Below are 22949 nucleotides of genomic sequence, written 5' to 3' on the forward strand. Positions count from 1 at the left end.
TTTCGTACGCGAAGGGGTGGCTGCGGTGGCGGCTCAGAACGGACAAAGCGCCGGTCCCGGCCACCCTGGAAGGGGCGGCCGAGGACCGGCGCAGTGGCTCGCTACTTCTTGGCGGAGCCGGCAGCCTTGCCGAAGCGGGCCTCGAAGCGGGCCACACGGCCACCGGTGTCGAGGATCTTCTGCTTGCCCGTGTAGAACGGGTGGCACTCGGAGCAGACCTCGGCGCGGACGCTGCCGCTCTGGATCGTGCTACGCGTGGTGAACGACGCGCCGCAGGTGCAGCTGACCTGGGTCTCGACGTACTCGGGGTGGATGTCGCGCTTCAAGGTGTCTCCTAGGTTCGGGAGGGCGCCGGGTCGCACGGGCGGGGATGCTCGTACGTGAACCGGGGCCGACGTACCAGTCTGCCAGGACCGGCCGTATCTCCCAAAACCGGGGTGGTCGCTGAAGTATTCCTGACGGCCGACGTGGGTATTACGGGCTCTTCACGACGGTGGCGGCGTCGCCCTGGTCGCCTGCCGAACCCTGGACCGCGGAGGCCGGGATCGGCCTGTCCTGCTTGAGCGCCGTCCACACCTGCCGGGCGCCGGTCTCTACGGGAACGACGCGGTTGGGGTCGGCGGGGTCGTACTCCACCGGCATGGTGATCATGTTGACGTCCTCCGCACCCAGGGCGCTGAGCCCCTTGGCGAAGCCCATCAGCTCGTTCACCGAGTCCAGCTCGGAGTCGGGCGTGATCGCCCTGGTGCCGGCGTCGGCGAGGTCCAGGAGCTTCTTCGGGCTGCTGAACACGCCGACGTCCTTGACCTGCTCGATGAAAGCCTTCATGAAGGCCTGCTGGAGCTGGATGCGGCCGAGGTCGCTGCCGTCGCCGACGCTCTTGCGGGTGCGTACGAGGCCGAGCGCCTGCTCCCCGTCCAGGCTGTCGGTGCCGGGCGGGAGGTTCAGGTGGCTCTTGCTGTCGTTGATCGGCCGGGTGGTGGTGATGTCGACGCCGCCGAGCTCGTCGATGAGCTTCTTGAAGCCCGTGAAGTCGACCTCGATGTAGTGGTCCATGCGGATGCCGGACATCGCCTCGACCGTCTTCACGGCGCACGCGGGGCCGCCGATCTCATAGGCACTGTTGAACATCGCCCGCTCGTCGCCGGGAACATCGGTGCCGTCACGGCCGGTGCAGTCGGGCCGCCCCACCAGGGTGTCGCGCGGTACGGACACGACGCTCGCGGTCTTGTGGCCCTGGTAGACGTGCACGACCATCGCGGTGTCGGACCGGGCGGCGCCGTCGTCGTCGCCGTACCCGGAGTTCGCGCCGGAGCGTGAGTCGGAGCCGAGCACCAGGATGTCCATGGAGCCGTTGTCGACGTTCTTCGGGCGGTCCTCACCCAGTGCCGTCTTGATGTCGACGCCCTGGAGGTTCCCGTTGAGCTTGAAGTAGAGAAGGCCGAGACCGGAGCCACCGACGAGCACGAGGGCGGCCGCGACCCACGCCACGGCCGTCCAGGCCCGGCGGGCCTTCGTGGGCTGCTTGCGGCGTCTGCCGCCTCCCCGTATTCGGCCACCGCTGCTGCTCTGCTCGCTCATGCTCTCCTCGGCTCTCGCTGCTCCCGCTACCCCCGGGGTGATGTTCAGGCGCGGTTTGTCGTAGTTGCTCAGACGTCGGAGCAGCGAGAAGCGTTGCACGGCCCGGTGAGAACTCCCTGAGAACACCTTGGGCCCACCGCGCCGTGCGCGATGGGCCCGAGGGACAGCTCCAGGGACCTGGCCCGCCTGGTCACCAGCGGTTTCTGCCGGTGCCGGAGGCGGAGGGGTGGTCCTGCGCCGGGCCCGTGACGGGCCCGGCGGCTGTGGCGAAGCTCTCTCAGTCGTTGCCGTTGCCGGCCGACGGAGTGGTCTTCTGGATCTGAAGCAGGAACTCGCCGTTCGACTTGGTCTGCTTCATCTTGTCGAGCAGCAGCTCGATCGCCTGCTGCTGGTCGAGCGCGTGCAGCACACGACGCAGCTTCCAGGTGACGGCGAGCTCGTCGCTGCCGAGCAGGATCTCTTCCTTACGGGTGCCGGACGCGTCGACGTCGACCGCCGGGAAGATGCGCTTGTCGGCGAGCTTCCGGTCGAGCTTGAGCTCCGCGTTGCCGGTGCCCTTGAACTCCTCGAAGATCACCTCGTCCATCCGCGAGCCGGTGTCGACCAGCGCGGTGGCCAGGATGGTCAGCGAGCCGCCGTCCTCGATGTTGCGCGCGGCGCCGAAGAAGCGCTTCGGCGGGTACAGCGCGGTCGAGTCGACACCACCGGACAGGATGCGTCCGGAGGCCGGGGCCGCCAGGTTGTAGGCGCGGCCGAGGCGGGTGATCGAGTCCAGCAGGACGACCACGTCGTGACCCAGCTCGACGAGGCGCTTGGCGCGCTCGATGGCCAGCTCGGCGACGGTGGTGTGGTCCTCCGCGGGACGGTCGAAGGTCGAGGAGATGACCTCGCCCTTCACCGACCGCTGCATGTCGGTGACCTCTTCCGGACGCTCGTCGACAAGGACGACCATCAGGTGGCACTCGGGGTTGTTGTGGGTGATCGCGTTGGCGATCGCCTGCATGATCATGGTCTTACCGGTCTTCGGCGGGGCCACGATCAGGCCTCGCTGGCCCTTGCCGATCGGCGCGACGAGGTCGATGATCCGGGTCGTCAGCACGCCCGGGTCGGTCTCGAGACGCAGCCGGTCCTGCGGGTACAGCGGAGTCAGCTTGTTGAACTCGGGGCGGCCGCGGCCCGATTCGGGCGCCATGCCGTTCTGGGAGTCCAGACGGACCAGCGCGTTGAACTTCTCGCGGCGCTCGCCGTCCTTGGGCTGACGGACCGCACCGGTGACGTGGTCACCCTTACGCAGGCCGTTCTTGCGGACCTGGGCGAGGGAGACGTACACGTCGTTCGGGCCGGGCAGGTAGCCGGAGGTCCGGATGAACGCGTAGTTGTCGAGGATGTCCAGAATGCCCGCGACGGGGATCAGGACGTCGTCGTCGGAGACCTGCGGCTCGCCGGCCTGGAAGTCGTCACGGCCACGGCGGCCACGGCGGTCGCGGTAGCGGCCGCGGCGTCCGCGACGGCCACCGGCCTCGTCGTCGAAGTCGTCCTGGGGGCCGGTGTTCTGCTGGCCGCCCTGACGCTGCTGACGCTGGCCGCCCTGCTGCTGGTCGTCGCCCTTGCCACGGCGGTCACGCTGACGCTCACGGCGCTCGCCGCGGTCCCCGCGCTCGCCCCGGTCGCCACGCTCGGCACCACGGTCGCCGCGGTCGCCGCGCTGGCGGTCACGACGGCCTTCGGCGGTGTCCACGGCGGCGTCGGCCTTGGCCTCGGGCCGCTCGTCGGTCTTGACGTCCGTCTTGACCTCGACGGCGGTGTCCCCGCGGGCCTCGGTGCGGGTCTCCGGGCTGCCCGCCTGCGCCGTGGCGCGACGACGGCGGCGCTCACCGGCAGGCTGGTCGTCTCCCCCGGAGCCTGCGGCCTGGGCGGTGCCCCCGGCCGGCTGTCCCGGGATGTCGATCTGCTGCTGGGCGACGGCCTTCTCGGGCTTGTCGGCCTTCTCCGCCTTCTCGGCGGCGGCAGCGGCCTCGTCACCCGTGCGGGTCTTGGACGTGGCGCGGCGCTTGGGCTTGGCGGGGGCCTCGCCGGCGCCCGCCTCGGCGCTCTTCGCCGGGGAGGTCCCTCCGGCCTGCGCCTCCTTGATGACCTCGATCAGCTGGCTCTTGCGCATACGCGCGGTGCCCCTGATGCCGAGGCCGGACGCGACCTGCTGCAGCTCGGCCAGGACCATGCCCTCGAGGCCGGTGCCGGAGCGGCGGCGCCGTGAGGTGGTGCCCGAGGCAGCACCTGCGGCGGGCGCGGCGTTGTCGACGTTGTTGTCGGCAGTCACGCCCATCAGATCGGTGGTGTCGCTCACGAAGGGTCCTTCCCTGGAGCGGACGTCGGCCTTCTGGCTCGGCGACCGGTTGTGCTGTCCGGCTGCGGTCCTGGGTGTGGGCCGTGCCGGAGCGGTGGTCCCGCCGGAGAATTGACGGCGGAGAGATACATGCATACGTGCAAGGTCCGGCCCGAGGTCCCCCTGCTCGGCCCACTCCTGGAAAAAGCGAGGGGTGTCGTGCCGGTTCCGGAGCGTGCTCGAAACTGCTCAGGCAGGCTGCTCAGGCAGTTTGGGGAGGCTCACGGAAGAATCGTGGTCCCGATGAGGGACGCAAAGCGCCGCGTCGTGAGGACGACGGCCGCTGACTTGAGGTTAACACTACCGGCTCCAACAAACATTCCCCCTCTCTCTCACCGGCAATCGTGTGGCAATCGTGTGCCCCTAGGGCGCGAGCGGCAGAACGCTCGCACCCGCGGCGTCGAAGGCGAGCCGGTTGGCCGCCCAGCCCTCGCCCGCCAGCCGTGCGACCTTGTCGGCCGCACTGTCCTCGGCCAGCGCGAGCACCGTGGGGCCCGCACCGGAGATGACTGCGGGGACGCCGTCGGCGCGCAGTCGGTTCACCAGATCGACGCTCTGCGGCATCGCCGGTGCCCGGTACTCCTGGTGGAGACGGTCCTCCGTGGCGGGCAGCAGCAGCTCAGGACGCCTGGTCAGGGCCTCGACGAGGAGAGCGGCCCGGCCGGCGTTGGCGGCGGCGTCGACATGCGGAACGGTGCGCGGGAGAAGCCCGCGGGCCGTCTCCGTGAGCACCGGCTTGGACGGAACGAAAACCACCGGAACGACGGAATCGGCGGGATCCATCCTGATCGCGCGCGCCGCTCCCGATTCGGTCCAGGCAAGGGTGAAACCGCCGAGCAGACAGGCGGCGACATTGTCCGGGTGGCCCTCGATCTCGGTCGCGAGCTCGAGCAGCGCCACGTCGTCGAGCTTCGCGTCGCCCCCTATCGTCACGGCGCGGGCGGCGACGATGCCGGCGCAGATCGCGGCCGAGGAGGAGCCGAGACCGCGGCCGTGCGGGATGCGGTTGGCGCAGACGACCTCGAGACCGCGCGGCTGACCGCCGAGCAGGTCGAAGGCCGTGCGCAGGGCCCGTACCAGCAGGTGGTTCTCGTCCCGGGGCAGGTTCGACGCGCCCTCACCGGCGATGTCGATGTGCAGACCGGAGTCCGCGACCCGGACGACCACGTCGTCGTACAGACCGAGCGACAGCCCGAGGGCATCGAACCCCGGACCGAGATTGGCGCTGGTTGCAGGGACGCGCACCCGGACGGCGGCGGCACGGAACGCTGGACCGGCCATCGCTCGACGACTCTCCTTGGTTCTGAACTGCGGGATGTACAAGATTTGTTCGAGAAGCTGCAACACCCGTGGGCCTCGGCGGCGGCAGCAGCGCGACGGCAACGACACCGCGCATATGCGGCGGGCCGGGTTCGGGTACAGCCTATCGAAGGAAGGTTCACCTGCGACATAGGGCGCACAGGAGGCGCACGATGCGTGTCGCGAGCCTCCTGTGCCTCTACGGGTGACGTTGTCCGGGTTGCCATACTTTCCAGTAGGGCAACTGGACCGGTGCAAGCGGTCTTCCGGCCGGATCAGGGCCGAGAGCCGCGCGGTTCACGCCAGATGACCACGCCGGGCGGCTTACGCGAGCCCGAGGCGTTCCGCCGCCGCGGCCGCGTCGACCGGGACGGTGACCGGCTGGGGCGCTCCGGCGACCGCCCAGTCGGGGTCCTTCAGACCGTTGCCGGTGACCGTGCACACGATCTTCTGGCCCGGGTCGACCTTGCCCTGCTCGGCGGCCTTCAGCAGACCCGCGACGGACGCGGCCGACGCCGGCTCGACGAAGACGCCCTCCTGCGACGCCAACAGGCGGTAGGCGCGCAGAATCTCACGGTCCGTCACCTCGTCGATGAAGCCGCCCGACTCGTCGCGTGCGGCGATCGCCTGCGTCCAGGACGCGGGATTGCCGATGCGGATCGCGGTGGCGATCGTCGACGGGTCCTTCACGACCTCGCCCCGCACGATCGGCGCGGAACCGGAAGCCTGGAAACCCCACATACGAGGGGTGCGTCCGGCCATGGCGTCCGCGGCGTACTCCTTGTACCCCTTCCAGTACGCCGTGATGTTGCCGGCGTTGCCGACGGGCAGCACATGGATGTCGGGGGCGTCGCCGAGCGCGTCGACGATCTCGAAGGAAGCGGTCTTCTGACCCTCGATCCGGTACGGATTGACCGAATTGACCAGCGCCACCGGGTAGTTCTCCGAAAGGCTGCGGGCGAGGTTCAGGCAGTCGTCGAAGTTGCCGTCGACCTGAAGGATCTTCGACCCGTACACGAGGGCCTGGCCCATCTTGCCGAGGGCGATCTTGCCCTGCGGCACGAGGACGGCGCAGACCATCCCGGCACGCACCGCGTACGCGGCGGCGGAGGCGGAGGTGTTGCCGGTGGAGGCGCAGATGACGGCCTGCGCGCCCTCCTCCTTGGCCCGGGTGATGGCCATCGTCATACCGCGGTCCTTGAAGGACCCGGTGGGGTTGGCGCCCTCGACCTTGAGGTGCACCTCGCAGCCCGTGCGCTCGGAGAGGACCTGCGCCGGAACGAGCGGCGTGCCACCCTCGCGGAGCGTGACGACCGGCGTCGTGTCCGTGACCGGAAGGCGGTCCCGGTACTCCTCGATGATGCCGCGCCACTGGTGGGTGCCGTTGGTGGTCATGGGTCCCTTACTCCCCTTCAACACGCATGATGCTGGCGACACCGCGCACGGTGTCGAGCTTGCGCAGCGCCTCGACGGTCCCCGAAAGGGCGGCGTCGGGCGCGCGGTGGGTGACGACGACGAGAGAGGCCTCGCCGTCCTTGCCCTGCTGGCGCACCGTATCGATGGATACGCCGTGCTCGGCGAAGACCGTCGCGACCTGGGCGAGAACGCCCGGCTTGTCGGCCACGTCGAGGCTGATGTGGTAGCGCGTCACCACGTCGCCCATGGGGCTCACGGGCAGCTGGGTGTACGCCGACTCGCCGGGCCCCGTTGCCTCGGCGAGCTTGTTGCGGCACACGGCGACGAGGTCGCCGAGCACGGCGGACGCGGTGGGCGAGCCGCCGGCGCCGGGGCCGTAGAACATCAGCTGACCGGCGGCCTCTGCCTCGACGAAGACGGCGTTGTACGCCTCGCGGACGGACGCCAGCGGGTGGCTGAGCGGGATCATCGCGGGGTGCACGCGGGCCGTCACCGACTGCCCGTCCGCCGCCCGCTCGCAGATCGCGAGGAGCTTGACGGTGCAGCCCATGCGGCGGGCGGAAGCCATGTCGGCGGCCGTGACCTCGGTAAGGCCCTCGCGATAGACGTCGTCGAGCCGTACCCGGGTGTGGAAGGCGATCCCGGCGAGGATGGCGGCCTTGGCGGCCGCGTCGAAGCCCTCGACGTCGGCGGTCGGGTCGGCCTCGGCGTATCCGAGGGCGGTCGCCTCGTCCAGCGCCTCCGAGTACCCCGCCCCCGAGCTGTCCATCTTGTCGAGGATGAAGTTGGTCGTCCCGTTGACGATGCCGAGGACGCGGTTGACCTTGTCGCCCGCGAGGGACTCGCGCAGCGGCCTGATCAGCGGGATCGCACCGGCGACGGCGGCCTCGAAGTACAGGTCGCGGCCGTGCTGCTCGGCGGCGGCGTAGAGCGTGGCGCCGTCCTCGGCGAGCAGTGCCTTGTTGGCGGAGACCACGGAGGCGCCGTGCTCGAACGCGGTGGTGATGAGGGCGCGGGCCGGCTCGATGCCGCCGATGACCTCGATGACGACGTCGATGTCGCCGCGTTTGACGAGCGCCGTCGCGTCCGTGGTGATGAGCGCCGGGTCGATGCCCTCGCGCACCTTGGACGGCCGGCGCACGGCGACCCCGGCGAGCTCCACCGGGGCGCCGATGCGCGCGGCGAGGTCGTCGGCGTGCGTCGTCATGATGCGCGCCACCTCTGAGCCGACCACTCCACAGCCCAGCAGCGCCACCTTCAGCGGACGCGTACGCATCATCCGACCTCGCTTCTCATTACTTCTTGGGTGTGGACCAGTCTCACCCACCGAACCGGAGTTTCTGCCCTCCGTCCGGCATGCGAGACATCTATCTCAACTAGCCGACATCGAGACGCAGGAGATCTTCCTCCGTCTCACGCCGGACGATCACCCGCGCCTCGCCGTCCGCGACGGCGACAACAGGCGGGCGAAGTGCGTGGTTGTAGTTGCTGGCCATGGAACGGCAGTACGCGCCGGTGGCCGGCACGGCGATCAGATCGCCCGGGGCGAGGTCGGCCGGCAGGAACGCGTCCTTGACCACGATGTCGCCACTCTCACAGTGCTTGCCGACGACCCGGCTGAGCATGGGGGCGGCTTCGGAGGTCCGCGACACCAGGGCGACGCTGTACTCGGCGTCGTAGAGCGCGGTGCGGATGTTGTCCGACATGCCGCCGTCGACGCTGACGTACGTACGCAGTCCCTCGAGCGGCTTGACGGTGCCGACCTCGTACAGGGTGAAGGCGGTGGGCCCGACGATCGCCCGGCCCGGCTCGACGGAGATACGGGGCGACCGCAGCCCGGCGGCCTCACACTCACGGGTGACGATCTCGGTCAGGGACTTCGCGATCTCGTGCGGCTCACGCGGATCGTCCTCGGAGGTGTACGCGATACCGAGGCCACCGCCGAGGTCGATCTCGGGCAGCTCGACGCCGTGCTCGTCCCGCACTTCGGCAAGGAGCTGCACGACCCGGCGGGCGGACACCTCGAAGCCGGCCATGTCGAAGATCTGCGAACCGATGTGGGAGTGGATGCCGATCAGCTCGAGTCCGTCCAGCTTCAGCGCCCTCCGCACCGCCTCCGCGGCCTGACCGCCGGCCAGCGCGATGCCGAACTTCTGGTCCTCGTGGGCGGTGGCGATGAACTCGTGCGTGTGGGCCTCGACACCGACGGTCACCCGGATCTGCACCCGCTGCCGCTTGCCCATGCTCTGGGCGATGTGCGCGACCCGGACGATCTCCTGGAACGAGTCGAGCACGATCCGCCCGACGCCGGCGCTCACCGCCCGCTCGATCTCCTCCACCGACTTGTTGTTGCCGTGGAAGGCGATGCGCTCCGCGGGCATCCCGGCGGCCAGCGCCGTCGCCAGCTCACCGCCCGAGCACACGTCGAGGTTGAGCCCCTCCTCCTTCAGCCACCTGACGACCGCCCGGGACAAAAACGCCTTGCCCGCGTAGAACACGTCCGCGTCCTTGCCGAAGGCAGCGGCCCAGGCACGGCAGCGGGCACGGAAGTCGGCCTCGTCGAGGAAGTAGGCCGGGGTCCCGAACTCCTCCGCCAGCCTGGTCACTTCGATCCCGCCGACGGTCACGACACCGTCGGCGTTACGGGTGACGGTGTCGGCCCACACCTTCGGGTCGAGGGCGTTCAGGTCGGTGGGCGGTGCCGTGTAGTGCCCCTCGGGGAGGACATCGGCATGACGGGGACCGGCGGGGTGTGCGGATCGGCTCATCGGAATCTGGTCTCTCTCACGTCTCACAGATGGTCGGGCGCGCTGATACCGAGCAGGGACAGGCCACCGGCGAGCACCGTCCCGGCGGCTTCGGCAAGAGCGAGCCGGGAACGGTGGGCGGCCGAGGGTTTCTCGTCCCCGACGGGCAGCACGCTGTGCTGAACGCTGCTCTGGAAGGAGAGGAGAGCGTCCGCGGTGATCTCCAGATGCCGGGCAAGCCGGTCGGGCGCCCTGAGCCGGGCGGCGTCCGCGAGAACGGCGGGGTGATCGCCGACGGCGGCGGTGAGAGCGGGGGCGTCGACATGCTCTTCCGGGCAGCCGGCGAACCCGAGCTGCGCGGCGTTGCGGGAGAGGGCGCGGACGCGGGCGTGGGCGTAGCGCACGCGGAAGAGGGGGTTCCGCTCGTGCTGGAGGAGGAGGGGGTGGGGGTGGGCCCGGCGCCCGGGGTGGGCGGGTCGGGCGGGGTGGGGCGGTCGGGCGGGGTGGGGCGGTCGGCCGGGGTGGGGCGGTCGGCCGGGGTGGGGCGGTCGGGCGTGGCCCCAGTGCCCCGGGTCGGACAGTCGGTCAGGGGCCGGTCGTGGGCCGCGGCGGCGAGCAGGCCCCAGCGGGTGGCGTCCACGCCGAGGCGCCGTAGCAGCGTGGCCGCGTCGTCGGCGGCAGGGACGGGCGCGACGTCCGTGCGCAGCCGGCCGCGTGCATGCTCGGCCTCGATACGCACGCCCAGTTCGGCCCAGGCCGGGTCGACCGCGCCCTCGCAGAAGGTCCGGCTCAGGGTGCCCTGCGAGAGCAGGATCCGGCGCAGGGTGTCGGCCATGACGGCGGCCCGTACGTCGGCGCGGTAGGTGGGCTGTTCGACGCGCCCGGTCAGGTCGGTCCAGCCGTACTTCTCGCCGCGCTCCAGGACGTCCCGTACGAGCCGCTGCTGGGTGTCGGGCTCGAGGGTGATGTTGAGGAAGCCGGGCCCGGTGATGTCGACGCCTGCGATCCCGGGGGCGGCGGCGATACGGTGCCCCAGCTCAGCCGCCACTTCGGCGGCTGGCCGGCCGGCCTGCCGCGCCAGCCGCAGGGCGATCCCGGTGGCGTAGTCCCCGCGCCCGCCGGGGCGGGGTCGTTCGACCTTGACGTCCACGGGCGCGTCGACGCGCAGCGCACCGTCCTCCACGGCACGGCACACGGCGTGCCGCACGGTACGGGAGAGCTCTGCGGGGGTCACGGGACAAGCGTATGGGAGGAAGGGGGGCTCTCCGCGAACCGGTTTCGCGATGCGGGCACTGCGGGGGCGGTCGGGGGCCCGGAGGGGCGCCGTCCATCGACGGCCGGCGTCAGGTTCGGGCGTGCTGCGGGTGCGGGCGCGGCCAGGCCCGGACGTGCTGCGGTCGCGGACGCAGCCGGTTTCCGGCACGCGGTGGTCCCGGGCGCGGGGGTCCGGGCGGCCGCGTGCACGTAGATGCACGCGGCGGTCCGGGGCGCCGCCTGCCTCCGGCACGCCGTGGTCACGGGCCCGGTCAACCTCTGGCGCTCTCCGCCCGCCCGGCTTCGTGCCTGCCGTCGACGGACGGCGGGCCCCCCTCCCCGGACTCGCGGGAATCGCGAGGTCCCCTGGAGTCTCCGGGCTCCCGGTGCATCAACTGCCGCACGACCCGCACGAGCTCGGCGGGCTCGAAGGGCTTGGCGAGGAAAGCGTCGACCCCGGCGGCGACACCGCAGTCGACCTCGTACTGCGTACAGGCGCTGATGATCGCGAGGGGGATGTGCCGGGTGCGCGGATCGTCACGCAGCAGGGCGGCGGTCCGCAGGCCGTCGAGCCTGGGCATGACCACGTCCAGCGTGATGACGTCCGGCTGCACCTGATGCACCACATCCAGACACTCGGCACCATCGGCCGCGGTCACGACCTCGAAGCCCTCCAGCTCGAGGTTGACCCTGATCAGCTGCCGAATCACCCGGTTGTCATCGACAACGAGCACTCGGCCGGACACGCCGGACACAACTCGAGAGTAGGTCCGCGGACGGGGCTGCGTCCGGGTTTTGCCCACTTCCGACCCGTGCGGGCGAAGGGCGGGAAGGAGAGGGGCGGGTGGACGGTCGATCGTGTACGGGGCGGGTCGCTCCGGGCGGCAGGTCGGTAGGCGGCTCGGATCGGACTGCGGGAGGCTGCGGAGGTCACTGTCCGGGCAGCCGGCCTGGACCGGAGAAACCCGTTCCGCAGATCCTCGGATTCCCGTCCCCGGGGACCCGAAATACCTGTTCACGATGACCCTTCGGGAGCTGGTAGGGTTCTACCCGTCGCCACGCAGCAGCGCGGCGCACGCCCCCGTAGCTCAGGGGATAGAGCAACGGCCTCCGGAGCCGTGTGCGCAGGTTCGAATCCTGCCGGGGGCACCCTGTATGAGGTGCCCAAAGACCCCGTCACCAGCGGAAACGCTGAGGCCGGGGTCTTCTTGCGTGTGCAGCCGTATGCCGCTCGGAGCGGGCGTATGTCGGAGGCTGTGGACGAGGCGTGGACGGGATCTTGGGACGTAAGCGCAGGTCATGCCCGGGAAATGCGAAGGCCACCGGACAGGTCCAGGGGCCTCGATCCGTACCGCCTTGAGCGGGTCACTCGTACCAAGAGATCCTCAACGTGGAAGTCCCTCAGCCAGTGGCCTTGGCGATGATGCGGTCCATCTCCTCCCGGCCGAAGGCTCGCAGGGTCGTGCTACGGACGTTACCCAACGCGCCGACCTGCAGGAGCACTGCGGTGGCAGTCTCGTCGTCGGGCGCCTCTACGACAGCCACGATGTCGTACGGGCCGACGGTCCAGAAGAGGTTCAGGACCTTCACCCCGAGCTTCTGCGCCGCTGCCGTGAAGGCTTCAGCGCGTTGCGGAGTGTCCTTGTAGCCACGGACTCCCTGGTCGGTCCAGTTCAGCAGCGCAACAAACGTCGGCATGATCCTTTACCCCTGAAAGTAGACGCAACAAGTCGTGGTCAACTCTGGGCACCATGCGCGTAATGCGCATGAGAGGCGCATCTGAACGAGTGATAGAAGCCGGCCTGACTTCATGGCCCTGTCTGGACACAAACCCCGGAGCCACCGGCGCGGAAATCCTGAGGACAGGATCGCCCCTCTCGGCCAAGGCATGGCGATGCCCCCGGAACAAGTCCGGGGGCATCGGAGCTACCGTCTGCGATCACTCGTACTCGCGCAACAGATCCTCAATACGCCGGTTGGCGACGTCTTGCCGTCCGTCGAGGCACTTCGCGTAGCGGCTCAGCAGGACCTCAACGCTGTTGCCAGCGCGCTCGGCAACCTCGGTGGGGTCAACACCCGCGTTGAGCCACGTCGAGAGCGCCGAGTGCCGAAGGTCGTAGGGGCGCCGCGCGAGCGGCGAGGCCGCGACGGCCGGCGGAAGCGCGAGGAGCCGGGCCTCCTGCCACACGCGGTAGTAGGTCGAGGACGGGACGACCGAGCCCTTCTCGCTGAAGAAGAGCCGCCCGTCGTCCGCCGTGCCGAAGGTGGCCAGGTGCTCACGGAGCACGGCAACGAGGTGGGGCGGGATGGGCACTCGCCTGACGTCCTCGGTCGGCCGGTTCTTCAGCCCGCGGTCGTCATGGGTCTCCCCCGAGTCGGTCCACTGCTTGCCGACGGACGGACGGGTCCGGTGGAGCAGCGCCGAGCCCCAGCCCTGCCCGGGAAGGTTCAGGTCCGTCTCGACGAGGCCGACCGCTTCCGCCGGCCGGAGACCGCCGAAGTACATGGCAGCGAACAGACCCACGAGACGACGACCACGGGCGCGCCGGTATCCGCCCACGTAGGAAACCGCTGCCAGGAGGTTCCGTGCCTGCTCCGGATTGGCGACAACCCGAGGGTCAACCTGGTTGGACACCTTCGGCTTCTGCCAGCGGACAGCCGTGATCGGGTTCTCCCGCAGCTCCCCCAGGTCGACGGCGTAATTCGCCGCGTTGACGAGCGTCCGGCGTTTGCGCCTCACGGTCTCCGCTGCTGCTGCCGTGCCGTCGAGCTTGAGCTTCAGCGAGTCGAGGACCGCGCGAGCCATGGCGGGCTCAGCGAGATCGGCGAGCGGTCGGGACGCCTTGGAAACCCAGTGAAGAACGTTCTGCACGTCGTCCGGCACTTCCCGATCATCAGGCCCCGGTAGGACGAAGGCCCAGTTGCGCAGCGCTTTGCGGATTGCTTCGTCAGACGGCCGGCCGGCACGCTCGTCCAGAAGCTGCATCGTCACGCTGGTTAGGGATTCGTTGATGCCGTCCCGCGTATTGGGGGCGGCATGGGGCCACTTCATGGCGAGGTACCTGAGAGCGAAGGCGTACCACGACACGGCCGACTTCTTCTCTTCCATCGAGGCCGGAAGACCCGATTCCGTGTCGAACTCCTCGCCGTCGCGCATCGCGCGCATGAGCTTCGTGCGGTAGTGGTCGGCAAGCGCCTTGGTCCGGAAGGACTCTGAGAAGACGTTGCCCGCAACAGACCAGCGGACCCCGTACGAAGGCGTTTTGGTGTCCCGCTTTCGGACGCCCCAGACCTTCACGTCGAGAGACTTCACGCCGCCGCCTCCAGCTGCCGCAGCCAGGTGGCGAAGTCACTCCGCCAGATTCGGAGCTCTCCATTGGGGAGCTTGAACGCCTCAGGCCCCAGCCCCAGCTCCCGCCAGCGGTAGAAGGTCCGTCGAGAGACACCGCCCAGTTCGTCGAGCACCTGGCGGACAGTCATCAGCTCGTCGTGACGGTGGTCCATGTCGGTTCTCCTTCCGTTCCGATGGCAGGTTCGAGAGACGCGGCAAGCCAGCTCTCCGCAGCGCTGAGGCCCGTGCCAGCGAACACCCAGTGGGCGAGGATGAGCGTGCTGTCGCTGTCCTGCGGGACGGGCGGAGCCGTCTGGGCCCGTCGCCAGTCGGCGCGAGCGGTGCGGAGAGCACCGAGAGTGGTGGAGTAGCGGCGGGACTTGGTGGAGAAGTGGCCGCGGAAGCCGAGCATGTGGGCCCAGGCGCGCAGGCGGAGATGTTCGAGGTCCTTGCGAGCGCCGAGGGCCCAGGCAGTGCGGATCAGGCGGCGGGCGTGGTCACTGATGTCGAGCTGGGCCAGCTCGGCGGCGAACTTCAGCGGCCGGTCCAGAGCTCCCGTGGCCGTTTCGGCACCCTTGGTGGCGTACTTGGCGATGTACGCCGCTACTGCCCGCTCGGTCAGCTCCTGGCCGCCGTCGAAGTCTGCCGAGCGGATCGTACGAACGTCGAGTTGGCGGCCGAAGGCGAAGGTGTAGGCGCGGCCGTCGATCTCCGGGCCGTCGATGCGTGCGGCGGTCGCGGCGGCGCGGATGGCGTCCGTGAGGAGTTCGGCCGTCGCCCAGGCCGGTGGTGGGGTGTCGCCGCCTTCCGGGCCGTCGAGACGGATGACCGCGTGGAAGTGGACGGCTCCGCGCTTCTGGTACTCGGCCACCTTGGCGAAGGAGATCCGGGCGTGGTCGCGGAAGGTGCGTTGGGTGAGGCCGGCGCGCTTGGCAACCTCCCGGCGGAGGTAGATCGAGAAGCGTCGCCACAGGGCTCCGGCGTGCGCGTTCCAGAGCACGGCCGCCTCGTAGTCGTAACGGTCCGGGCCGAGCGGGGTGCCGAGGACGCTGTCGTCCTGGTCGTGGTGGGTGCCGCAGCGGCAGGGGCGGCCGTCGGTGCGGCGGTTGTGGACCGGGCCGAAGCCGGGGGCGGTGAAGGTGGCGAAGACACGGGGGTGGGTGGCGACCTGGTCGGGGGTGCCCTTGCCGCCGCGGAGTCCGGCGGTGATCAGCGGGTAGGTGTCGCGGCGGTAGACCTCGGCGCAAGCCGCGCACCGGGTGGCCCGGCGGTTGTTGCAGCGGACCAAGAGGTGACCGGCGGGCAGGGTGGCCGAGTCGAGGTGGTGCAGGACGGTGCCGATCTCGCCGGTCGCCGTGTCGATGTCGTATTCGGTGCGGTGGCCGTCGAGGCGGACGGGGTGGGTGCAGCCGCCCAGGCCGGAGAGTTGGCGGGCCAGCTCTGGCAGGGTGCCGAGGGAGGCCAGCGTAGAGAGTTCCGCCAGCGGGGGCGGAGTCTGCCGGGTGATGATGGGACTTCCTTTCGACCGTTTCGGCGGTCGGGAGGGACGGCCCCGGGGCGGCGGGATGCTTGGCGGCTTGTTGCCGCCCCGGTGGCCGATCAGCGCCTGTTGGCGCCGGTGACGAGGGAGCGCAGGACCACGGCTGCGATGGCCACGGACACGGCCGTGACGGCGACTGCGGCCAGGAGCGCGGTGAGGACGATGCCGACGACGACCACCGCGGCGACCGCACCCACATAGGGGGTGAGCGGGCGGCCGGCGGACGGCACCGGCGCCTGCCCCTGGTGCTGCGCGGTGAGGGTCGTGGGTGAGTGCGGGGATTCGGGGAGCTGGGGGCGGAACAGCACGGCATACCTCCTGGTCATTTGTCGGTGCCGTCGACGACGTCGACGCCGGTGCGGGTGCCGGTCTCGATGGCGGGTGCGAGGAAGGTGTGGGAGAGCCAGAAGCCGAACAGGGCGATCACGGCGGCGACCCAGAGGCGGACGCCGAGGAACTTGATCGCGGCCCAGGCGATGACGCCGAGGACGAAGACGAGCGGGAGCGAGACGGTCACGGTGTTCTCCTCAGCGGATCAGCGGACGCGGCAGCGGTGGGTGCGGGCGGCCAGCTCGGCGGCGGTGCGGCTGTCGTAGTCGGCGGAGAAGCCGCAGCGCGGAGCCGTGCAGACGGCGGCGTGCTTCTCACGGCCCCGGCCGTCGTGGTACGTGCCGACCTGGACGGGGCCGATACGGACGACCCGGCGGAAACGCGGGTTGGCGGGCATTAGGGCAGCTCCTTCGAGTCGGGGTGGTTCTCGCCGGTGAAGTCGGCGACGTGGTCGAGCAGCCACCGCCGGATCTCCTCGCCCTCGTACTCGTCGGCGGTGATGATCACGGGTTCGGCGATGAGCATTGCTTCGGTGAGGCGGTTCTGGCGGGTCAGCTCGGCAGCGCGGTTGAGGGCGCGGAGCGTGGACGGACGCATGGGCGGAAGTGCTCCCGGTTCAGGTGAGTTGGGTGGCGATGGCTTCGGCGAGTGGTAGGGGGACGCCGAGCCGGGCGCGAAGAGTCGGGGTGTCGATGGGGGTTCCGGTCCGGGCCCGGTGGTCGTCGGCGACCTTGCGGGCATGGGTGACGAGGGCCGGCGGGACGGGGGTGGTGGGCGACGGAGCCGGTTCGGGCACCGCTTCGACAGCGGGCCGCACAGGTGTCGAGGCCGAGGCAGGCGCAGGGGCCGTTTCGGGCTCTTCCGTCGAGCCGTGGGCAAGGAGCGTGCCGCCGAGGAAGGCCACCGCGGGCCATCCGGCTACGACGATGCGCAGCCAGGCGGGTACGGCGTCCATGTCGAGAAGGCCGGCCGTGGCGACGTTGGCGCCGAGCGACGCGGTCAGCGCGACGAGGAACCAGCACCACCCGGCCGCCTTCGACCCACCGGAGCGCAGTCGCCGCCAGGCCGCCACCAACAGCAGGTCGACGGAGACCGGGTAGGCCCACGCCTTCCAGCCGTCCTGTCCGGCGGCTGCGGCCAGGTCGTGCAGGTGGGCGAAGGACAGCGCGGCAGCGATCAGGGCTTGGACGAGTACGGCGTCGAGGCGGACGGGCAGGGAACGCACAGCGCCACTCCTTCCGGTTCCGGGCATGGCGGGGTAGGGACTTGGCGCGGTACGGCCACGCCGGCCGAGGGGTTGCGTACGGCTACTCAGTCACCGGGCGGGGAACAGTCGCCGTCCCGGACGCCTCTACGGGCACAGGTGGGACGTACGGCCGGAAGGGCGTGAGCGCCAGCACTTCCGGGGCGAGGTGCGCCGATTCCCGGCAGGTGGCCGCAGCGTCGGCGAGGGACAGGTACGGGGTGCGGATGCGGGACCAGCCGCCAGAGGTGTCGCCGACGACGGCGAGGCCGGGCAGTTCGGGGGCGATGGAGCAGGCAGCGTCGACCGCTTCGGGCGCGATGTCGCCGAGTGCCATCTTGGCGGAGGCCTCATCGTTCACGCGGTGGCAGACCCGGCCGGTGAGCTGGGCCCGGAGCATGGTCGCGCCCTTGCCCAGTTCGGCGCCGAAGCGCTGCCCGCACACTTCCAGGTAAATGCCGGCCGCGCGGCCGAGCTGGGCGAGTCGGATGAGGTGGGTGACCATCTCGTCGCGCCGTTCCTCGTCCTTGCGGGTGGCAACGAGGAAGAGTTCCGCGACCTCGTCGACGAACAGCACGATAGGAACAGGGCGTTCGCTGCCCGGCAGGCCCCAGACGTCAGAGGTGATCTCCTCGTCCGGAGTGCCGGGCTCGATGCCCTGCCGGGCCTTGATCAGGTCGTATCGGTCCTCCATTTCCTTGACCAGGACCGGCAGCAGCTCGGCCGCTTCGTCCGGGTCGGTCGCCAGCGCTGAGAGCCGCGGGGCGAAGGGCGCCAGCTCGACACCGCGCTTGCAGTCGATGCCGACCAGGGCGACGGGTTGCGCCGCGAGGCCGGCGACGAGGTGGCGCAGGTACATGGACTTGCCGGACAGCGTGGCGCCGAGGACGAGTTCATGCGGCACGGCGCGGTAGTCGCGGACGAAGGCGGTCGCGTCCTCCCGCAGGGCCACCGGCACCCGCAGAAGCCCGCCGTCGACGCGGCGCGGCATACGCACCTTGCGTAAGACGTCGTAGCCGACGAGCCGGAGTTCGACGACACCGGGCTTGACGTCCCGAACGTACACGGCGTGAACACCCCAGGCGTGCCGCAGCCGTTCGGCCGAGGCTGCCAAGTCCGCCGGTTCCTGCCCGGGGGCGAGCCGCAGCCGTACCCGGAGGCCCGTCGAGTTGGGCCGGATCACTCCACGACGCGGGGGAACCGGCCGGATCTCCCGCCGGGTGGTGGCCCGGACGGCCAGCGCCCGCCAGCGGGACGGCTCGACGGTCAGCCCACACGCGTCCATGGTCGAGAAGTACGAGGCCACCAGCCGGGCCACCGAGAGCGGCAGCCCGACTGTGGACCAGTACGCCGCCGGGTGGGCGTGCCGGGCGTAGGCCGCGCCGCCTATCGCAGCGAGCGGCCCGCCGAGCTCGGCCAACGTCACCAGGTCGGTCACGTCGATCAGCCCGCCTGAGCCATCTGGAACGCGCCGGGCATGACGGCCGTGGCCCGGTAGGCGATGCCGTGCCGCTCCCGCCCGTTGAACACGCTCTGCCAGGGCCGGGCGACGAGGCCAGGGAGGGAGACCGGAGCACCGACAGTCAGGCCGTCCGTCACACCGCTCTCGGGGAGGGTGACCTGGATCAACGACGACTCTCCCTCATCGATGTAGACGACGCCGATGGTCATCAGCGCCTCACCGCTCACGGCGTCCTTGGCGATCTCACCGGTCTGCCGGTCGCGCACCTTCGGCGCCGGGGCTTCGGTGAGCAGGATTGTGGCGGTCGAGGCGTCAACACGGATCACACGCACAGAGGTTGCTCCTTCTGAGTCGATCAACTCGCCACCTGACAAGTTGACTTAGCAAGTTCGAAGTTAGGGATGCCAAGTTGACTTGTCAAGCTAGAACGGTTGGGCGTCGTGTCGCTCCACAAATTCGGTTTGCTGGAGGAGCACGACCGGCCAAGCTGGGGCCATGCCTCGCCGAATCATGTTCGTACAGCTCAAAACGGGCTACGACACCGACCGCGGACCCTCGTGGATCGGGTGGGTGGACTTCTCCAAGAGCTGGAAGACCGCCTACTTCCACGGACGGACGCTGCGGCGCGCGACGGGCATCGGCTTGTTCGACGCCAACTTCTACGACGTTGGAACCGATGAGGCGTTCTGGATCTCTGGGCCGAAGCGCGACCGGAGCGACACGCGGTACGGGCCGACGGGTCCCACCGTGGAGGATGCCGCCGCAGACGCCTACCGAGCATTCCTCCGGGGCACGCCGCTTCCCGGCCGAGAGGACGGTTAGCCCTTGATCGGGCTCAGTTCAGGCGGTAGGTGTCTTCCAGCTCCTGCCGATCGGCAGGAAGCAGCACGTCAGAGACTTGCAGCGCCTGCCCGGAGGCGTCGCACGCGACGACGAGGACGCTGAGGACGGGCACACCCTCCGGAAGCTCCAGAAGCTCCGCTTCCTCGCGCTCGGGCAGTCGAGCCGAGACCCGTTCCGTCACGTGGTCGAAGCGGACCTTCTTCCGCGACTCAAGGTGAGTACGGGTACCGCCGCTCAAGAGGTCGGCACTCTCCAGCTCGGTGCCGTCGACGAGGCCAGCAGGGAAGTAGGACGAGACCAGCTCGACGGGTTCACCGTCCTCCTCGACCAGAAACCGGCGCATGAGGACCTTCGCCCGCTTCGGCAGCCCGAGCACGGAGGCGACCCGCACCGGAACGGAGACCCGGCCGACCTCAACGAGACGCCCCGCGGCCCGGGACTCGTCACGCGCGAGCGCTTCAATCCCCCGGCGGTCTTTCTGCTCAACCCCCGCCGGCCGCCCGCGCACGATCGTGCCGTAGCCCTGCCGGGACTCGAGCCAGCCGTCACGCTTCAGCAGCTCCAGCGCCCGGACGACGGTCGGGCGGGACATCCCGAAGGACTGCACCAGTTGGTTCTCACTCGGCACGCGGGCGCCGGGCGGGTACGTGCCGTCCTCGATGCGCTGCTGAATGGTCTGAGCGAGGCGGACATACTTCGGTGCCTCCACTTCATACGCCATGAACGCCGCCGCCTGTCGAGATTGGCCAAGTCAACTGGTCAACCAGACTAGCGACGAATCCGCCGATGCAGTACCAACGGAAGGTGTTCCCCTCCTCACGACGGCCAGGCATCGGCGACCACGAAGGAGACCACCGTCCCACCGAAGCGACTGGGGCCGGAGTGCCACGATGCGGCGATCGAGTCGACGAGGAGCAGCCCGCGCCCGTGCGCGTCGTTGGCGTCCGGGCGCCGAAGTCTCACGCTCGCGGGAAAGCCGGGGTTGTGGACATCGACACGAAGCGAGGTCTCTTCCCGGAACCACTCCACCCGCACGAGCCACGGTTCATCCGCCCGTCCGTACCGGATGGCGTTGGTCACCAGTTCCGAAATCATCAACACGCAGTCATCAACCGAACAAGCCGGGTTGTACGGGGTGATGAACTTGCGAAACCATCGCCGGGCCCGGGGTACGGACTCCGGGGCCGGCTGCAAGGTCATCGCACCGAGACGCGGCGACTCCTCGCAGGGGTAGCGGTCGATCGTGTACGCCATCCGCCCTCACTCCTTGCCGCTGCCGTCGCAGTCCAGGCAGCGCCGCTTAGATGTGGCGCGGGTGCGGTCGGCAGTGGCGGCGAGCGCCAGGGACGTACGCGAGCTGACACGCTTCCAGCCCCGTCCCCGGCAACCCCGACAAGGTAAGTGCGCTCCTTGATGCCGCTGCTGACTCGTCACCTCGTGCCCCCTTCCATCAGGTGGCCTTAGCCACTTACTGGATAGTGGCATTAGCCACTCGCCCCCTGCAAGCGATTCGCCGAAGTGACACCCCGTCAGCTGAGCGGGTACCCCTGCTCGAACGCCCAGCGCTGGGGCGGGTAGGTGGCTTCGGCGAACTCCAAAGGCCGGTCCTGAAGGTCGAAGACGACGTGATGCACAATCAGCACGGCCGACCCCTGATCGAGCTGAAGGTCTGCCGCCTCCTCGTCGGTCGCCTGCCGGGCACACATGCGGTCTTCCGCGTAACTCCCCTGCCGTCCCGTCATGTTCTCGACGTACAACAGGGTGCCCTCCTGAATCCGTTCCGGCTCCAGAAGCTTGGGCGCCTTCCGCCCGACGTCCGGCGCGAACCACGAAGTGGACAGCGTGATGGGCCCGTCCTGGTTGTTGGTGACCCGCCGGCGGTGGACGGCACGACGGTCCTGCACCAGGCCCAACGCCTCAGCAACGTGGTCCGGCGCATCCAGCCACCCAGCCGACGTGATCACCGCATACTCGCCGGGCGTGTAGATCTTGCCGGTCTGCCGAGCCCGCCCGTACAACTCACGTGCCCGCCGGTTCACTTCGAGGCTCCGCACGTAAGTGCCGGAACCCCGCCGCTTCTCGACGAGCCCCTGGTGGCTCAGCGCCTCCAGCGACCGTGCAGCCGTAGGCCGGGATACCTTCCAGTCAGCTGCCAGCTGCCGTTCCGAGGGAACCTCGTCCCCGGGCCGCAGGTCGCCCCGAAGGATCTGATCGCGGATGAAGTGCGCGATCTGGAGATACTTCGGCTGAGCTTCCTCGATCTGGGGCATGCCCCCTCCTCGTCCAAGTGGCTATAGCCTCTGGCCACTATAGGGCGACTGGTCAAGGGCCCACCCCGTAGTCTTGAGCCCATGACGCGGTTGATCGTCGCAGCAGGAGGAGGGGGCGACGCTGTCGCCGCCGCAATGCTTCACACCGCCCTGTACGGGGGCGGCGACCAGGCGGTGATCCTCACGTACTCGTGGGACCGCTTGCTGATCGACCCTCTACCGGGCCCACGAGGAACCGACGACTTCACCGGCCTCGAACCGCTCACCCCTGTTGTCTGGAAGGTGCCAGCGGAAGCCCACCCCATCGCACCGGCGGGTTCCACACTCCCCCGACTCGCGGCGGAGCTCCCGCACACCATCGCGCTGATCGACCCGCGGCACGGCGCCGACGGCATCACGCGCCAGCTCGAAGACTTGGTCACCCACCTCAGGCCGACTTCGATCGATCTCCTCGATGTCGGTGGCGACGTATTGGCCCGGGGCGATGAACCGACGCTGAAGAGCCCACTCGCCGACTCCCTGACCTTGGCGGCGTGCTGCCAGGTGAACGCCCCCGTACGCCTGTTGGTCGCAGGCCCCGGCCTGGACGGCGAGTTGTCGCACGAGGGCCTGCAAGGCATGCTCGGCCCCCTCGTCCATACCTTCACCGCCACGGACACGGAGCCGATCAGCCAGGTCCTGGAGTGGCACCCCTCAGAGGCCACCGGCATGCTCGCAGCGGCAGCCCGAGGCGTACGCGGCACCTGCGAAGTCCGAGATGCCGGCCTGCCCGTCCCTCTCACCGACGAGAGCCCCACGCTCCGCGAGGTCGACCTGGACGAGGCAGTCAGCCGCAACGAGTTGGCCCGCGCACTCATGTCAACCGCCACCCTGAACGAGGCGGAAGCGCTGAGCCGCGAGATCTGCGGCTTCTCCGAAATCGACTACGAGCGCAACAAGGCTCTCTGGCTCAAGGAACAGCGCCCGGCCAAGCTCGACGCCGAATCGGTGCTACCCCAGCTCGCTCAGTTCGAGGCAGAGGCCCGAAGCCGCGGAGTCACTCACACGACGTTCCGCCACCTCACAGAGGTTCTGAACCTCAGTGGCTCACAGCGCGATGATCTGCGCCGTCTACTCATCAACAGCCGACCTGAGCAGTTCACAGCTCCGCTGTGGCACATCCCTGCCGGTACTGAGTAACAACCTTCTTTACGGGTTCAAGGCGGCTCGCTCCGCTCGCCGCGCGCGGCCCCGGCTGCAGCGCCGGGCCC

Annotated in this window: 24 protein-coding genes, 1 tRNA gene and 1 pseudogene; 3 read left to right on the top strand and 23 right to left on the bottom strand. The window is 69.7% G+C overall.

What is annotated here, in order from left to right:
* Positions 1–101 precede the first annotated feature (101 nt).
* From rpmE to GLX30_RS11995, 9 genes and pseudogenes are all read right to left on the bottom strand, one after another.
* Positions 102–326: a 50S ribosomal protein L31 gene (gene rpmE, locus GLX30_RS11955; RefSeq protein WP_159687173.1), complete on the bottom strand. Its 225-nt coding sequence runs from the start codon at positions 324–326 to the stop codon at positions 102–104.
* Positions 327–474: 148 nt separating this feature from the next.
* Entirely contained in the window at positions 475–1581 is a 1107-nt protein-coding gene (locus GLX30_RS11960; protein ID WP_159687176.1) for an LCP family protein, read from the bottom strand.
* A gap of 277 nt (positions 1582–1858) precedes the next feature.
* Complete coding sequence (rho, locus tag GLX30_RS11965) at positions 1859–3925, bottom strand: transcription termination factor Rho (RefSeq protein ID WP_159687178.1); 2067 nt, start codon at positions 3923–3925, stop codon at positions 1859–1861.
* 402 nt (positions 3926–4327) lie between these two features.
* Positions 4328–5245: a homoserine kinase gene (gene thrB / locus GLX30_RS11970; protein ID WP_159687180.1), complete on the bottom strand. Its 918-nt coding sequence runs from the start codon at positions 5243–5245 to the stop codon at positions 4328–4330.
* Positions 5246–5587: 342 nt separating this feature from the next.
* Positions 5588–6658 (bottom strand): threonine synthase, encoded by a 1071-nt coding sequence (gene thrC / locus GLX30_RS11975; protein ID WP_159687182.1) that lies wholly within the window; start codon positions 6656–6658, stop codon positions 5588–5590.
* Between the two features lie 7 nt (positions 6659–6665).
* The gene (locus GLX30_RS11980) at positions 6666–7955 is read right to left on the bottom strand and encodes a homoserine dehydrogenase (protein ID WP_159694988.1); all 1290 of its coding nucleotides are present in this window, start codon (positions 7953–7955) and stop codon (positions 6666–6668) included.
* A gap of 100 nt (positions 7956–8055) precedes the next feature.
* Entirely contained in the window at positions 8056–9447 is a 1392-nt protein-coding gene (gene lysA / locus GLX30_RS11985; protein ID WP_159687185.1) for a diaminopimelate decarboxylase, read from the bottom strand.
* 23 nt (positions 9448–9470) lie between these two features.
* A pseudogene (gene nrtL / locus GLX30_RS11990) lies at positions 9471–10660 on the bottom strand (ArgS-related anticodon-binding protein NrtL).
* Positions 10661–10952: 292 nt separating this feature from the next.
* Positions 10953–11483, bottom strand: coding sequence for a response regulator (locus GLX30_RS11995; RefSeq protein ID WP_208545404.1), 531 nt, complete (start codon positions 11481–11483; stop codon positions 10953–10955).
* 274 nt (positions 11484–11757) lie between these two features.
* On the opposite strand from GLX30_RS11995, the gene GLX30_RS12000 reads away from it, so the two are divergent.
* Positions 11758–11829, top strand: a tRNA-Arg gene (locus GLX30_RS12000).
* Positions 11830–12081: 252 nt separating this feature from the next.
* Here GLX30_RS12000 and GLX30_RS12005 read toward each other — a convergent pair.
* The 11 genes from GLX30_RS12005 to GLX30_RS12055 all read right to left on the bottom strand — a co-directional run bounded on the left by GLX30_RS12005 (position 12082) and on the right by GLX30_RS12055 (position 18918).
* On the bottom strand, positions 12082–12378 hold the full coding sequence (locus tag GLX30_RS12005) for a GYD domain-containing protein (protein ID WP_031077045.1): 297 nt from the start codon (positions 12376–12378) through the stop codon (positions 12082–12084).
* A gap of 241 nt (positions 12379–12619) precedes the next feature.
* Positions 12620–13993, bottom strand: coding sequence for a tyrosine-type recombinase/integrase (locus GLX30_RS12010; protein WP_159687187.1), 1374 nt, complete (start codon positions 13991–13993; stop codon positions 12620–12622).
* The gene (locus tag GLX30_RS12015; protein ID WP_069926930.1) at positions 13990–14184 is read right to left on the bottom strand and encodes a helix-turn-helix domain-containing protein; all 195 of its coding nucleotides are present in this window, start codon (positions 14182–14184) and stop codon (positions 13990–13992) included. Before GLX30_RS12015 ends, GLX30_RS12010 begins: the two co-directional genes overlap by 4 nt.
* Positions 14160–15494, bottom strand: a complete 1335-nt coding sequence (locus GLX30_RS12020) for a replication initiator (RefSeq protein ID WP_159694991.1) — start codon at positions 15492–15494, stop codon at positions 14160–14162. The genes GLX30_RS12015 and GLX30_RS12020 overlap by 25 nt, the downstream gene beginning before the upstream one ends.
* 116 nt (positions 15495–15610) lie before the next feature.
* On the bottom strand, positions 15611–15856 hold the full coding sequence (locus GLX30_RS12025) for a SpdD protein (RefSeq protein WP_159694992.1): 246 nt from the start codon (positions 15854–15856) through the stop codon (positions 15611–15613).
* Between the two features lie 17 nt (positions 15857–15873).
* On the bottom strand, positions 15874–16068 hold the full coding sequence (locus tag GLX30_RS12030; protein ID WP_159687190.1) for a hypothetical protein: 195 nt from the start codon (positions 16066–16068) through the stop codon (positions 15874–15876).
* Between the two features lie 18 nt (positions 16069–16086).
* A complete protein-coding gene (locus GLX30_RS12035; protein ID WP_159687192.1) occupies positions 16087–16278 on the bottom strand; it encodes a mobile element transfer protein in 192 nt (63 codons plus the stop codon).
* Positions 16278–16478 (bottom strand): hypothetical protein, encoded by a 201-nt coding sequence (locus GLX30_RS12040; protein WP_069926933.1) that lies wholly within the window; start codon positions 16476–16478, stop codon positions 16278–16280. Before GLX30_RS12040 ends, GLX30_RS12035 begins: the two co-directional genes overlap by 1 nt.
* A 19-nt stretch (positions 16479–16497) precedes the next feature.
* Positions 16498–17106 carry a DUF2637 domain-containing protein gene (locus GLX30_RS12045; protein WP_159687195.1) on the bottom strand — a complete coding sequence of 203 codons (609 nt, stop codon included), beginning with the start codon at positions 17104–17106 and terminating at the stop codon, positions 16498–16500.
* An 82-nt stretch (positions 17107–17188) separates the two neighbouring features.
* Positions 17189–18562, bottom strand: a complete 1374-nt coding sequence (locus tag GLX30_RS12050; protein ID WP_159687198.1) for an FtsK/SpoIIIE domain-containing protein — start codon at positions 18560–18562, stop codon at positions 17189–17191.
* Between the two features lie 5 nt (positions 18563–18567).
* Complete coding sequence (locus GLX30_RS12055) at positions 18568–18918, bottom strand: hypothetical protein (RefSeq protein ID WP_159687200.1); 351 nt, start codon at positions 18916–18918, stop codon at positions 18568–18570.
* Positions 18919–19096: 178 nt separating this feature from the next.
* On the opposite strand from GLX30_RS12055, the gene GLX30_RS12060 reads away from it, so the two are divergent.
* Positions 19097–19408 carry a hypothetical protein gene (locus GLX30_RS12060; protein ID WP_208545405.1) on the top strand — a complete coding sequence of 104 codons (312 nt, stop codon included), beginning with the start codon at positions 19097–19099 and terminating at the stop codon, positions 19406–19408.
* A 13-nt stretch (positions 19409–19421) separates the two neighbouring features.
* Here GLX30_RS12060 and GLX30_RS12065 read toward each other — a convergent pair whose 3' ends face one another.
* From GLX30_RS12065 to GLX30_RS12075, 3 genes are all read right to left on the bottom strand, one after another.
* Positions 19422–20150, bottom strand: coding sequence for a GntR family transcriptional regulator (locus tag GLX30_RS12065; protein ID WP_159687205.1), 729 nt, complete (start codon positions 20148–20150; stop codon positions 19422–19424).
* Between the two features lie 95 nt (positions 20151–20245).
* Positions 20246–20683, bottom strand: coding sequence for an ATP-binding protein (locus GLX30_RS12070; protein WP_159687207.1), 438 nt, complete (start codon positions 20681–20683; stop codon positions 20246–20248).
* A 275-nt stretch (positions 20684–20958) separates the two neighbouring features.
* Positions 20959–21699: a GntR family transcriptional regulator gene (locus GLX30_RS12075; RefSeq protein ID WP_159687210.1), complete on the bottom strand. Its 741-nt coding sequence runs from the start codon at positions 21697–21699 to the stop codon at positions 20959–20961.
* Between the two features lie 81 nt (positions 21700–21780).
* On the opposite strand from GLX30_RS12075, the gene GLX30_RS12080 reads away from it, so the two are divergent.
* Entirely contained in the window at positions 21781–22878 is a 1098-nt protein-coding gene (locus GLX30_RS12080; RefSeq protein WP_159687213.1) for a DUF1152 domain-containing protein, read from the top strand.
* Positions 22879–22949: the final 71 nt, after the last annotated feature.

Source organism: Streptomyces sp. Tu 2975, from assembly GCF_009832925.1.
Classification (GTDB): Bacteria; Actinomycetota; Actinomycetes; order Streptomycetales; family Streptomycetaceae; genus Streptomyces.

Coding starts and splice junctions, on each gene's coding strand:
- GLX30_RS11960 (WP_159687176.1), bottom strand. CDS start 1,581: ATGAGCGAGCAGAGCAGCAGCGGTGGCCGAATACGGGGAGGCGGCAGA.
- thrB (WP_159687180.1), bottom strand. CDS start 5,245: ATGGCCGGTCCAGCGTTCCGTGCCGCCGCCGTCCGGGTGCGCGTCCCT.
- thrC (WP_159687182.1), bottom strand. CDS start 6,658: ATGACCACCAACGGCACCCACCAGTGGCGCGGCATCATCGAGGAGTAC.
- GLX30_RS11980 (WP_159694988.1), bottom strand. CDS start 7,955: ATGCGTACGCGTCCGCTGAAGGTGGCGCTGCTGGGCTGTGGAGTGGTC.
- lysA (WP_159687185.1), bottom strand. CDS start 9,447: ATGAGCCGATCCGCACACCCCGCCGGTCCCCGTCATGCCGATGTCCTC.
- GLX30_RS12005 (WP_031077045.1), bottom strand. CDS start 12,378: ATGCCGACGTTTGTTGCGCTGCTGAACTGGACCGACCAGGGAGTCCGT.
- GLX30_RS12015 (WP_069926930.1), bottom strand. CDS start 14,184: ATGGACCACCGTCACGACGAGCTGATGACTGTCCGCCAGGTGCTCGAC.
- GLX30_RS12035 (WP_159687192.1), bottom strand. CDS start 16,278: ATGCCCGCCAACCCGCGTTTCCGCCGGGTCGTCCGTATCGGCCCCGTC.
- GLX30_RS12040 (WP_069926933.1), bottom strand. CDS start 16,478: ATGCGTCCGTCCACGCTCCGCGCCCTCAACCGCGCTGCCGAGCTGACC.
- GLX30_RS12060 (WP_208545405.1), top strand. CDS start 19,097: ATGTTCGTACAGCTCAAAACGGGCTACGACACCGACCGCGGACCCTCG.
- GLX30_RS12065 (WP_159687205.1), bottom strand. CDS start 20,150: ATGGCGTATGAAGTGGAGGCACCGAAGTATGTCCGCCTCGCTCAGACC.
- GLX30_RS12070 (WP_159687207.1), bottom strand. CDS start 20,683: ATGGCGTACACGATCGACCGCTACCCCTGCGAGGAGTCGCCGCGTCTC.
- GLX30_RS12075 (WP_159687210.1), bottom strand. CDS start 21,699: ATGCCCCAGATCGAGGAAGCTCAGCCGAAGTATCTCCAGATCGCGCAC.
- GLX30_RS12080 (WP_159687213.1), top strand. CDS start 21,781: ATGACGCGGTTGATCGTCGCAGCAGGAGGAGGGGGCGACGCTGTCGCC.